General features: G+C 46.1%; 3 protein-coding genes. 1 reads left to right on the plus strand and 2 read right to left on the minus strand.

Features of this window, described 5'->3' with window-relative positions:
* Window positions 1-73 precede the first annotated feature (73 nt).
* Both IPJ86_15570 and IPJ86_15575 read right to left on the minus strand, forming a co-directional pair.
* Window positions 74-11,020 (minus strand): gliding motility-associated C-terminal domain-containing protein, encoded by a 10,947-nt coding sequence (locus IPJ86_15570; protein ID MBK7888641.1) that lies wholly within the window; start codon window positions 11,018-11,020, stop codon window positions 74-76.
* Between the two features lie 523 nt (window positions 11,021-11,543).
* Entirely contained in the window at window positions 11,544-12,533 is a 990-nt protein-coding gene (locus IPJ86_15575; GenBank protein ID MBK7888642.1) for an NAD(P)H-dependent glycerol-3-phosphate dehydrogenase, read from the minus strand.
* Window positions 12,534-12,684: 151 nt separating this feature from the next.
* Here IPJ86_15575 and IPJ86_15580 point away from each other — a divergent pair, with 151 nt between their 5' ends.
* Window positions 12,685-13,686: an SRPBCC family protein gene (locus IPJ86_15580; GenBank protein ID MBK7888643.1), complete on the plus strand. Its 1,002-nt coding sequence runs from the start codon at window positions 12,685-12,687 to the stop codon at window positions 13,684-13,686.
* Window positions 13,687-13,811: the final 125 nt, after the last annotated feature.

Genomic DNA, 13,811 nt, shown 5'->3' on the forward strand with positions numbered 1-13,811 from the left:
AATAGTAGCATAACCTCAACTGCACTATTTCCACGTGCCGGTTTTGTAAAATTATCGAATGAATAATTTATGTCTATCTCACCAACGTCACCTTGCCCGAAAACTCTAACGGTGCCGGCTGTCCGTTGAATACCTTGAACAAATACACATAGGTGCCTTCGGGACACTCATCGCCGCTATTTTGATAGGTGCCATTCCAGCCCTTTTCTAAAGTATTTGACTGATAAACGAGTTTTCCCCAGCGGTCAAAGATGAAGAAATCCGCACGGATAATGCCGATGCCATAGCCGGTAAATGTTTCATTGTTGCCATCATTATTGGGAGTAAAGGCATTGGGAATGTAGAAAGTGGTTTCTCCTTTTACAATGATTTCATTATAGAAGGTATCTACACAACCATCGTTGCTGATCGCGATAAGTTCTACTTTGTAACGACCGGTATCTCCAAAAATATGTTCAGGCGACCAATCGAATGTCGCATTCGTTCCATCTCCAAAATCCCAGTGAGATGTAGCCGCTCCGGTGCTTCCGTTGATAAACTGAACGATGGGATGAAGTATACTTACCTCTTGCGGATCGCTGGTATAAAATGCTACCGGTAAGGGGAAGACAGTAACAAGGTTCGTTTGTGTCAGCGCATTAACACAGCCGTGTTGGTCAGTAACCTCCAGACTCACAGCAAAGGAACCGTCTGTTGTATAGGTGTGGGCAATGGCACTTCCGTTACCATCACTGTTATCACCAAAGTCCCAAATGTAAGTAGCACCCGGCGTCGTCTGACTGGTTGAAACGAAAGAAACTGTTACGGGATTACATCCTTCTGCAGTCAGAGGAGTAAAACTCACTATTGGTAATGGATGTACCACGACATATTGCTGTGCCACTGGTTCGAGTACCGTGCAGGCATCGCTGATGCTTACTGTATAGAGATAACTGCTATCAGGTGTTCCGGTAAAACCACTAACATTTCCCGAATTGGTGTTCCAGGTATACGTATAGGGACCACCGTTACCTCCACCTGCAATGGCACTAAGAAGAGTGCTTTCCCCCTCGCATAGGCTATCATCGGAAACAACGAGATAAACGGATAAAGCAGAATAAACGGCTACGTTGATATTATTTACACTGAGATTACATCCGTTGGCATCGGTAATGGTGAGTGCGTAAGAGGATGTAACAGCAGGATTGACCTGAATGGAATTGGTTGAATTACTATTGCTCCATTGGTAGCTGTAGGATGGAGTACCTCCATTAACAACAGCATTCAGTACTGCAGCTTGTCCGATGCAGATAGTATCCGGATTGGCCACTGCGGCTTGCAATGCGCTTGGTTGAGTTACAGTGTAAGTGGTATCGAAGACACAATTGTTCGCATCCGTTATGGTGATGGAGTACGTACCCGGAGAAAGTGAGGAGATCGCATTTGTATTTGCCCCGTTGTTCCAGACATAACTATAGGGTGCCACACCTCCTGATGTGTTAACAGTGATAGCGGCATTGTTCATCCCGAAGCAGGGAATGGTGTTGATGGCAGATTGAATACTGATCGCATCCGGCTGCAAAACACTCATCGTTCTTGTTTCAGTACAGGAATTCGCATCAGTCACTGTAACTGTGTACGCACCTGCCGCCAAATTGTTAAGCACCGCATTGGTACTTCCTGTTGACCATTGGTAAGCATAAGGTGCCAGCCCTCCTGAATTACTTACTGAAAGCTGGCCGTTATTACCATTAAAACAACTTACATTGGTGATGGATGGAGTATTAAAGAGGATAGCATCAGGTTCAGTGATGAGAACCGATGACGTGGTAACGCATCCTTTGTCATCGGTGACAGTAAGGTTGTAGGTGCCGGCGCTGAGTCCGGAAGTGTTTGCTGTTACTGCGCCATTCGACCAGCTGTAAGTATACGGAGCGGTTCCACCGGCAGCAGAAAATGAAGCCGTACCATTTGATTCGCCATGACAACTCACCATCGTTAAAGTTTGTTGTGTTGTTGTAAGCAAAGCAGGCTCAGTGATGACCGTATTTTTTATTTCGGTACAGCCATGTTGATCGGTGATGATGACAGAATACGTACCCGCAGCGAGATTGCCAGCAACCGCAGAAGTAGTTCCATTTGACCAGGAGTAGCCGTAAGGAGAAGTGCCTCCATTGGCAAGAGCTTCAGCATTTCCGTCACTACCTCCAAAACAGGATACCATGTTAACGGGTGTTGCAGTTAAACTGAGGGCGGAAGGTTCCTGAACATTGAAAGGTTTTGCGTCTGAACAACCGAAATTGTCCGTTACAGTTACTGTATAGGCTCCTGCTGCAAGTCCGCTGGTGCTTCCACCGGTACTTCCGTTGGACCAGCTCAACGTATATGGAGCACTTCCGCTGGAATACTGCACCTGTGCGCTCCCGTTAGCTTCTCCGAAACAGAGTGCATCAGTAATGGCTACATTATCAATCGTTGGACCGGGTAAGCCGGAAACGGTGAGGGTGCTGCTGGAGGTGCAGCCATTATTATCCGTGACAGTAACCGTATAATTGCCAAAAGTAAGACCGTTCACAAGATCAGTGTTGGCTCCTGTGCTCCAGTCATAGCTGTAGTTTCCGGTTCCACCACTCACTTGCACCTGTACGCTACCGTTAGAAGCATTACACTGTGTAGGTGTAGTAATGCTTTGCAGATTTAGCGCAGCAGGCTCCTGAATGATAATAGCCTGTTGTCCGGTACAACCATTCGCATCAGTGACGGCAACAAAATAATTTCCGGCACTGAGTCCGACAGCGTTTGCTCCATTGCCTCCTTGTGGACTCCAGCTGTAAGTAAAAGGTCCGATTCCGCTGTTCACTGCAATGCTTGCGCTTCCATCCGCAAATCCGAAGCAGGAAGCCGGTGTTACATTATTTACCGCAAGCAAAGGTCCGCCTGCATTGGAAACTGCAAGTGTAGCTACAGCAGTACAGTTATTCGCATCGGTGACTGTAACAGAATAATTTCCGGCATTAAGTGAATTAATAGCATTGCTTCCACTACTACCATTCGACCAGTTATATTGATAAGCTCCTGTTCCACCGTTAACAATTGCAGTTAACGTGCCATTGGCATTACCACAAGTGGCAAGTGTACTGTTGAGTTGAATGGCTAAAGCAACAGGTTCGTTAATGATGATATTGACATTCCCCACACAGCCATTGTTATCAGTGACGATCACCGTATAGTTGCCGGCAATTAAACCATTTGCCTGAGTACTTGTTCCACCGGCAGGTTGCCATTGATAAGTAAAGGGACCATTGCCGGAATTGACGATAATCTCAGCACTTCCGTCATTACCACCTGCACAGCTGACATCAGTATTGTTTTGTACTGTGGCTTGCGGACCACCAAGATTAGAAATATTAGCGATGCCGGTGGAAGTACATCCGTTTCCGTCGGTAGCGGTTACTGTATAGGCGCCCGCGGCAAGAGCGTTCAATGAAGTGGAAGTCTGTCCGCTGCTCCAGAGATAACTTAGCACTCCCGTTCCACCGTTACCGTTCAGCTGTACGCTACCGTTAGCTGCACCACAGGTAGCATCAGTAGTGTTTATAAGAAGATTGATTGCCGCTGCCTGATTCACATTTACCACGTCGATGAATGAACAGCCGCTCAAATCAGTGACGGTGACAGTATATGCTCCGGCGGGAATATTATTTATTTGCGAATTGACATCTCCATTGCTCCAGAGGTAGGTGTAGGGAGCACTTCCTCCATTCACATTTACAGAAGCACTGCCATCATTGCCGTTAAAACAGGTAGCGTCGGTTGATGCATTTACTACCGCAAGCGATGAAGGTTGTGTCACACTCGCGGTTGCATTGGAAGTGCATCCATTGGCATCCGTCACAGTTACATCATAATTACCTGCTGCCAGGGCATTGGCGGTAGCAGTAATATCTCCATTGGACCAGACATACTGATAGGCACCTGTTCCTCCATTAGCAATAACGGTAGCTGAACCATTGGCATTGCCACATGTAGCTTGTGTGCTGTTTGTTTGAAGAGCTAAAGCAACGGGTTCATTGATGATGATGTTTACATTACCGATACAGCCATTGACATCGGTTACAACCACTGTATAATTGCCCGCACTTAAACTATTTGCCTGAAGAGCATTGCCACCTGCAGGTTGCCATTGATAGGTAAAAGGACCACTACCGGAGTTGACGATAATCTCTGCACTTCCGTCGTTACCGCCTGCACAGCTTACATCTGTATTGTTTTGCAGTGTCGCCTGCGGACCACCAAGGTTAGAAATATTGGCAATACCGGTTTGAGAACAACCGCTGGCATCAGTAGCTGTCACGGTGTAGGATCCTGCGGCAAGTCCGTTCAGCGAGGTAGAACTTTGTCCACTGTCCCAGAGATAACTGAGTGCTCCTGTTCCTCCATTTCCATTCACCTGTACGCTGCCGTTAGCTCCACCGCAAGTCGCATCTACAGTATTTATGACCAAATTTATTGCCGGAGCTTCATTTACATTTATCACATCGATGAAAGAACATCCGTTTGCATCACTTACAGTTACCGTATAAGCTCCTGCGGGAATATTATTTAATTGAGAGGTGATATCTCCGTTACTCCAGAGGTAAGAATAGGGGGCATTTCCACCATTTACATTCACGGAAGCACTACCATCGCTTCCGTTGAAACAAGTTACATCCGTTGAAGCATTTACCACAGCAAGGGAAGAGGGTTGTGTAACGCTTACCGATGCACTTGTTGAGCATCCATTGGCATCCGTCACCGTAACATCATAATTTCCTGCTGCCAGAGCATTTGCAGTGGCCGTCAAATCTCCATTCGACCAGGAATACGAATAAGCACCTGATCCCCCATTGGCAAGAACAGTAGCAGAACCATTGGCATTACCGCAAATGGCTTGTGTAGAAGAAAGTTGCAGTACAATGGAAGCGGGTTCGTTAATTGTTACGTTCAGTGTGGAAAGACAACCATTGATATCAGTGACATCCACCGAGTAAGCACCGGCAGTAAGTCCGTTAGCGGCGCTGGCATTTCCACCGGAGGGCAACCATTGATAAGTATAAGGACCGTTGCCACTATTCACGGTGACTTCTGCATTTCCATCGGCTGAGCCAAAACACAATGCATCTGAGGAATTTAAAAGACTGATCGTAGGGCCGCCCATATCCGCTACAGCAGTAGTACCGGAGGCAGTGCAGCCATTGGCATCGGTAGCTATAACTGTATAAGCACCTGAAGAAAGGTTAATAATACTTGTTCCGGGGGTTCCGGTTGACCATTGATAGGTGAGTGCTCCGGTCCCGCCGTTTCCGTTCACCTGTGCACTGCCGTTAGCATTACCGCAACTGGCATCGGTGGCATTTACAACCAGATTGATCGCTGTTGCTTCTCCCACACTTACAGTTTCTTCCTGTGTGCAACCGTTGTTGTCGCTAATGGTGACTGTATAAGTTCCTGCGATGATATTTGAAAGTTGTGTACCTGTGGAGCCATCATTCCAGAGAAAGGTATAGGGTGCAGTACCACCGTTCGCGACAATGTCAGCACTTCCGTTTGTTCCCCCGAAACAGGTGGCGTCAGTCGGTGTAAGTGTTCCTGCTACTGCAGATGGTTCCGAAACAATTGCAGTAGTAATTTCTGTACATCCTTTACTATCAGTGACCGTTACATCATAATTGCCGGCCTGAAGATTAATTCTGTTTGCTGTTAATATTCCTCCGGGAGACCAGTCGTAGCTGTAAGGTAAAGTTCCTCCCTGCGCATCGATGTCTGCAGTTCCGTTATTGCCTCCGTTACAGGAAGCAGGCGTAGTAAGATTATTAACTACTAATGGATCCGGCTCTTCGATATCAAAATTTAAAGTGGTACTGCAACCGTTGATATCTGTAACACTGACTTTGTAATTTCCCGGTGTGAGCCCTGTAGCATTTGCCGTTATACCTCCGTAGGGAAGCCAGTCAAAAGTGAAAGGCCCATTTCCGGAAGAAACAATGACAGCAGCTGTTCCGTCCGATCCTCCTGCGCAACTGACGTCCGTAAATGGTCCCGCAGCAAGAACAGGTCCTCCGGCACTATTGATAATTGTACTTTCCGAAACACTGTAACTCCACAAATAAGAATATGGAGCAGTTCCACCGGCAGGGGTTACCGTCGATGTGCCGTTGGCATTTCCACAGGTAGAAGTAGTGTTGTTAAAAGCAAGCAGGATGGCGGCTGGTTCTGCTACTGTTGCCTGTAACGTAGAGGTGCATCCGAAATTATCAGTAACCGTTACAGTATAAGTCCCGGCAGATAAAATGGGATTTACAGCCGCTGCGGTTCCATTGGACCAGAGATAAGAAAACGGTGCATTGCCATTTACGGTAGCAACACCAATGCTTCCATCCGCGCCTCCGTTACAACTTACATCGTTCAGCGAAGCTACATTTAATGTTGGGCCTGTTTCATCCGGAATGTTGATAGAAGTTTGAGCTGTACAGCCATTGTCATCGGTTACCGTCACCGTATAACTACCGGCAGGCATAGCCGAAATTGTATTATTTGTGGAGGTGCCTGTTGACCAGGAATAAGAGTAAACAGGTACACCGCCATTTACAAGAACTTCAGCACTTCCGTCTGACTGTCCGCAGTGAGCAGTGTAGTCATTTCCGATGAGGGTCAGGGCAGTCGGCTCATTGATGACAGCCACTACGGTGGATGTACAGTTATTCGCATCAGTAACGGTGACCGTGTAATTACCGGCACTTAGGTTAGCGCCTGAAATGCCACTACCACCGGATGACCACACATAGCTATAAGGTGCTGCACCGCCATTGACGGCAATGGTAAGATCTCCATCATTACCTCCGAAGCAACTAACGTCGGTGGAGATGAGAACAGCAACAGAAGGCCCATTTGAGCTGGGAACAGTCACGTTGGCTTGCTCTGAACAACCGTTGTTATCTGTAACCACTACGGTATAGGCTCCTGCCGGAAGAGCTGCTGCATTGGCACCTGTACCTCCGGAAGGAATCCACGCATATTGATAACCCGGAGTTCCACCATTTACAACGACACCTGCACTTCCATTGCTGGAACCACAGGTCGCTGAAGTGCTGTTGGTAACCAGTGCCAGGGGTGCCGGTTCATTGACAGTAGCTTGTAACGTTGCTGTACAGCCGAAAGCATCAGTCACAGTAACGGTATATGTTCCGGAGGAGATATTATTGTTAAAATTTCCAACCACTCCATTTGACCAAAGGTAGGCATAGGGTCCTGTACCTCCGGCGATGTTGACGCGAATTCTTCCGTCAGCAAGACCAGGACAGGTGGCATCCAGGAGTGTATTGATACTTAAAACCGGCGCAGCGACATCAGGAACAATCCCCTGACTTTCGGCCGTACAGCCATTTGCATCTGTTACAGTAACTGTATAAGTTCCGGCTGTAATTGCACTCAGTTGATTCGTGACACTTGCACCATTTGACCAGACATAAGAATACCCCGGAGAACCTCCATTTACGAGTACGGATAAACTGCCGTTCGCTTGTCCGCAATGAGCGGTAACCGGAGTCATGTTAAATCCGAAAGCGGCAGGTGCTGTGATATTTACAGATAGAGCAGCAGAGCAATTGTTATCATCGGTAACTGTGAGTGTATAAATACCGGCAATGAGATTAGTAATAGTAGTTCCTGCCGCACCATTCGACCAGTTATAGGTATATGGAAGTGCACCACCATTCACAGAAATATCAATACTTCCATTAGTGCCACCCGGACAGGTGACCATTGTACTGGTATTTAGCGTAAGGATAGGTCCATCTGCACTGGGCACGCTGGCATTTCCAATGGCTACACAACCATTGGCATCCGTTACAACAACAGAGTAGTTTCCTGAGCCCAGACCTGAAGCAGTAGTTCCACTTCCCCCTGTTGGATTCCAGTTATAGGAGTAGGGTCCGGTGCCACCACTCACCGCTACACTTGCCGTTCCATTCGTGCTTCCACAAGTAGTTCCTGTAGAGGACATATTTAAAACCAGGGGTGTTGGAGCAGTAATGTTGGCTATGGTAACGGAAGTACATCCATTCCCATCCGTAACAGTAACCGTATAGTTGCCCGCTGCAAGTCCGGACACTAGTGTGCCTGCAGTTCCATTTGACCAAACAAAAGTATAAGCCGGTGTTCCTCCAACAGCTTGAGCAGTGGCACTTCCATCTGTTCCACCGTTACAGGCTGCAGGGGTTGTGGCACTTATGGAAGCCTGAAGTAAAGCAGGTGCAGCAACAGTAGCGCTTGTTGATGCTGTACAGCCATTTGCATCTGTCACAATAACGGTATATGTTCCCGGAAGAAGATTGTTGTCGGTTGCATTCACTGATCCGCCGCTCCAGGCATAACTATATGCCGGAACACCCCCATTTCCCTGGGCCGTTAAAGATCCATCATTTTCATTGCTGCAGGAAGCAGAAACGTTTGCGGTTACAGTGGCCGTTAGTTGAACGGGTTCTGTAATGATGACAGATGCGGAAGATGTACATCCGGAACCATCACTGACGGTGACTGTATAATTTCCTGCTGTCAGGTTTTGCGCAGTAACTCCTGCACCACCGGAGGGTGTCCAGTTGTATACTACAGGAGCAGTTCCTCCTGAAACATTTACGGTAGCATTTCCGTCAGCACCTCCAAAGCAGGTAACATTGCTGCTTCCCGAAATACTGGCAGTAGGACCGCTTGAATTGGTAACCACAACATTTCCCAGAGCAGTACAACCACGGCTATCCGTAACCGTTACATTATATCCACCGGCGGTGAGCCCGTTTGCTAACATAGCACTGCCACCGGAAGGAGACCAGGCATAGCTGTAAGCAGGAGTTCCTCCCAGTGCATTCACCGTAGCAGAGCCATTGGCATTTCCACAACTGGAGGGGGTGGAAGATAAATTAAGAACAATAGCAGTGGGTTGAACAATGGCAACTGTCATAAAACCGGTACAGCCACGGCTATCCGTAACCGTTACAGTGTATGCCCCTGCACTTAATCCGCTGATGGTGTTCCCTGCTGCTCCATTGGACCAGGCATAAGAATAAGCCGGAGTGCCCCCAACGGTAGTAACAGTTACCGCACCATCTTGTCCGCCATTGCAGGTGACATCCGTTTTTGATGAAACGCTGGCATTCAGAACAGCCGGTTGAGTGATCACACCGGTGGCTGTTGCTGTACATCCATTGGCATCAGTCACCGTAACGGTATAATTTCCTGCAGAGAGATTATTTGGATTATTTCCGCTACCGGAAGGAGACCATGTGTAGGAGAAAGCCGGTGCACCACCGTTTACTACAACTGTCGCAGTTCCGGTATTGTTTCCGTTGCAGGTAAGATTTGTTGTATTCATCACTGCAGAAAATGGTGCCGGTGTTGTGATGTTAATGGCAGCATTAGCAGTACAGCCCGTATTATCAGTGACACTTACAGTGTAATTTCCGGGTGCGAGGTTGTTGAGAGTAGATGAACCGGAGATATTGTTCTGAGTTAAAAGTATGGCACCCCCTGCATCACTCCAGACATAATCCCATGGACTTGCACCCATTCCCTGGGCTGTTGCACTACCTGTGTTCTGGTTAGGGCAGTCCGGTTGGGTGATATTTACGGTAGGTGCTTCACAGCAGGAAAGCGTTGCGAAAAAATTAGTGATCGGATCTTGTGTACAAGCCAGAGATCCCCATGAACCACTTTCTCCATCACCGAGTGTATTGATGTTGATATTTAAATTGGTGCCCTGTATGCAAGCACTTGGAGGCAGCGTATTGATGGTCCAGCAAAATGTCCAGTCACAGTTGTTGGTGCCATTGTTATCTCCAAAATTGTTTCCCGGATTACCATCAGCAACTGCGAATGGATTTCCAAAGGGAGATTCATAGTAAAAACCCGGACCTGTCACATTTCCGGTTGCAGAGCTGGTAATGTTTCCGGGATACCAACTCCAGGTGCCATCACCGGAACAGTCTGTTACCGCTGCCGGTGAAAAGGTACTCATGTCCCAGCCGGCACCAAACGTAGGAACAACACCGTGAAACCAGTTGGCGGATGTTTGGTTGTAATCGGAAACCGTATAGCAGAATGTTACGGATTGTCCTGCAGGATAAGAACCGTTTACAGGAGGAGGATTTGCTACCAATGTACTTTGAATGACGCAACCGGCACAATCGTAATTGTTTTGCAGTGTTAAGGTAAAATCACATTGATCGGCGAGATTATCTCCACTTACCTGTAGATAATAAGTACCTGAAGCTAATCCGCCAAATGTGGTATTTAATGATCCGTTACTACCAATTGCACAACCTCGTGGAATCAATCCCGCACAACTGGCGCCCTCGTATAGTCCAACATTCGGCGTGTTGATACCGCCTGAAATACTAATGTTAATACTCGGTCCTGTAATCGAAAACCTGTACCATACATCTGCAGCAGGGGAAGCCATGTTACCGGCCGGTTGACATCCGAGTAAGGAGGAATAAGGAGTAGCAGCAGTAGCACAAAGATTGGTGGTATTCGTAACGGATAAAGCACCTATTCCCCCCGGACAAGCGGCTGGTACAGGAAGAAGTCCTAAATTTTGTGCGCCGGTGCATTCATCATTTGCGGGGGGAGGCCCACCATTGCAATTGGTAGCACAAGTTCCTGTAGCGCAATTTACACAGGAGATAGTTGCTGCCCATCCCGGCTCGTTGAACACTCCATTTGATGTAAATACTACTGTGAGACAACCACTATTCGCTGTAATTAAACCCGGACTGTTATTTCCGGTAAACACTCCGATTAAGGGAGAAGCGGCAGATGGTCCATCATAAATTGTCATCTCATCAAAATTTGTTTCAAGTTCAAAACTTGTGAACAATAGTCGGACACAATTACCGGGCACCGACGAACAAAAGGTCATGGTCAAATTTTGATTGTTGCCATAGTTCCCTGCATTTCCACCATTATCATAAAAAGTTCCGCCGCAAGTATTCACAGACGAATTATTCATGGTGTAAACCTGCGATTGCCCTTCAGAAAAAACAAAAGCAATCAGCGCTAGTACTAAAAATATATTTCTTCTCAGCATCGTCAACGTTAGTAAATTATTATTGTCGGCAATTCACCCCGTATATTCCAGGAAGAACACTGCCGGCAAATTTTGGTGTTTGTTTTGGTGTGCCGATAACTATCGGCAGGTAAATGTAGTTATTATAATAGTAATAATAATACGTAAACGGCTGATTTTTTTAGGTGAATGAAGTTTATTTTTGGGTTAGGGAATGAAAGCTGTTTTTGAAGATGTATCCTTTGACCATAGATAGCTTCGGCAGTTCTAAAAATATGGGCTTTAAAAGTTCGAAAATTGGTCGGTTTGGGAGATGGAAGGGAGTTCACCTACGACTTTAGACCGATATTAGTGGACCCTTCCCTGATATTTGTAAGGCGGAAATCAGAGCAAAATCGTCCATGAATAGGAATATTCAAAGAAAAAGTTGACTTATTAATATAATTTATCGGATGAGGGCTGAAATTTAACTCAACTTCTCAGTCAGTAACTTCATTTCCAGACGGGCGGAAATTTTCTCATAAAGTATGTTGTAAACTGCCGAACAAATGGGAAGATCAGCCTTCAGTTCTTTGTTGATTTCATGAATACAGGCCACGGCATAATACCCCTCAGCGATCATATTCATCTCCAACTGCGCACTTTTAACCGAATAACCCTTTCCAATCATCGACCCGAAGGTTCGGTTTCTGCTGAATTGAGAATAGGCAGTTACCAATAAATCTCCCAAATAGGCACTGTCGTTGATGTCCCTTTGAATGGGATAAATGGCGTCCACAAAGCGTTTAATCTCACGGATGGCATTCGAAATTAATACCGCCTGAAAATTATCTCCGTAACCCAGACCATGGCATATTCCACTGGCGATCGCCATAACATTCTTGAGAACCGCGGCGTATTCCGTGCCGAAAATATCGTCTGATTCCACTGTTCGTATATACCTGCACGTTAGTAAAGAGGCCATTTTTCGGGAGATAACATGGTCATGGCAAGCCACCGTCAGATAACTCAGTTTCTCGAGCGCCACCTCTTCTGCATGGCAAGGTCCCGTGATCACACCCACTTTTTCATACGGGATATCAACAACTTTGTGCATGTAATCTCCAACAATCATATTGTGCTCCGGCACGATGCCTTTGATGGCAGAAAAAACAATTTTATCTTTGAAAATGGAGGGATGAATACCTGAAAGTGCAGTTTTTAAAAATGCAGCAGGGATAGCCAGGAGTATCATTTCCGATTGGAGAATGCATTCTTCTAAATTGGCAGAAGGTATAACTTTTTTCAAATCAATTTCAACATCACTCAGGTAATTCGGATTGTGCTGATACTGATTAATAAAGGCTACTGTTTCAGGATTTCTCAGCCACCAGTGAATGGTATCCGCATTGTTGCTGAGAATTTTCACCAGGGCTGTGGCCCAACTACCTCCTCCTACAACTGTGATTGATTGCATCCAACGAAAGTAAAGAAATTTTTATCGCGACATTTTTACAATTGGGGAAGGGGGAGAAATATGTCAGAAAATAGTTAAATGTTTTTCAATTTGTATTTGATTTGAGAAAAAGTTATACTTTCATCCTACAAACCTAAAAAACCTATTTAAGATGAATGTACTTAAAAAAATTCTGCTGGTCTTGCTTGTGTTGATAGTGGTAGCAGCAGTCATCGGCTGGATGATGCCTTCACAATTGCACGTTGAAAGAAGCTTAACAATGAATGCTCCGGTAGAGAATATTTATGATCAGGTTAATACTTTGAAGAATTGGGAAGGATGGAGTCCCTGGCAAAAAATGGACCCGGAAGTGAAGATCACCTATAACAATGTTCCTGCAGGTGAAGGTGCCAGTTATAGCTGGAATGGACCGAAAACCGGAGAAGGGACAATTACACTGACAGAGTGTAAGCCCAATGAACTGATTAAAATGGACCTCGCATTTAAAGGAGAAAAGCCGGCTTCCAGCTATTTTACATTTGCACCTGATGGCAATGGCACTAATGTGACCTGGGCTTTTGATAGTGAATTGGGAGCAAATCCCTTTGTCAGGCTATTTTGGTCTTTAGGTAAAAGCATGATGACAGATGCATTCGATCAAGGCCTTGCTGGTATTAGCGAAATGGCAGACAAAGCTCCCGTTGCATCGGCACCTTCTATTCCGGTAGAACTGAAAACCATGCCCGCCATGCAGTATCTCTTTATTCATGATTCGGCAAGTATTGCTACCATCGGGATGAAACTCGGGATGAACTATGGAAAAATTATGGAAGCCATGAAGAAGCAAGGTTTAGAGCAAAGTGGTGCACCTTTCGCTATTTACTATACAGAGTCCACTACGAATTGGGAAATGGATGTTTGCATCCCTGTAAACAAAGCCGGAAAAGAAGATGGCACCATTAAAGCAGGAAATTATGCAGGCGGGAATATGATAGTTGCTTCACATTACGGACCCTATCAGAATACCCCTGCGGCACATGAAGCGGCCGGAAAATTTTTGGAAAAGAACAACAAGAAATCTACCGGTGCTCCCTGGGAACGCTATATTACCGACCCAATGGTGGAGAAGGATTCTACGAAATGGCTGACTGAAGTTTGCTACCCGGTAGAGTAAAGTTCTCGACCAGGATTGAACTTTTCATTTGTTTAAAAATTGAATTCTATCCCTACTTTACCTGCTTCAAAATAGTATTTAAAAACATAAAAGAGGCTGTCCGGTAATAAGACAGCCTCTTTTAA

Source organism: Bacteroidota bacterium (assembly GCA_016713925.1).
In the GTDB taxonomy this organism is placed as follows: Bacteria; Bacteroidota; Bacteroidia; order AKYH767-A; family OLB10; genus JAJTFW01.

Coding starts and splice junctions, on each gene's coding strand:
- IPJ86_15575 (MBK7888642.1), bottom strand. CDS start 12,533: ATGCAATCAATCACAGTTGTAGGAGGAGGTAGTTGGGCCACAGCCCTG.
- IPJ86_15570 (MBK7888641.1), bottom strand. CDS start 11,020: ATGAATAATTCGTCTGTGAATACTTGCGGCGGAACTTTTTATGATAAT.
- IPJ86_15580 (MBK7888643.1), top strand. CDS start 12,685: ATGAATGTACTTAAAAAAATTCTGCTGGTCTTGCTTGTGTTGATAGTG.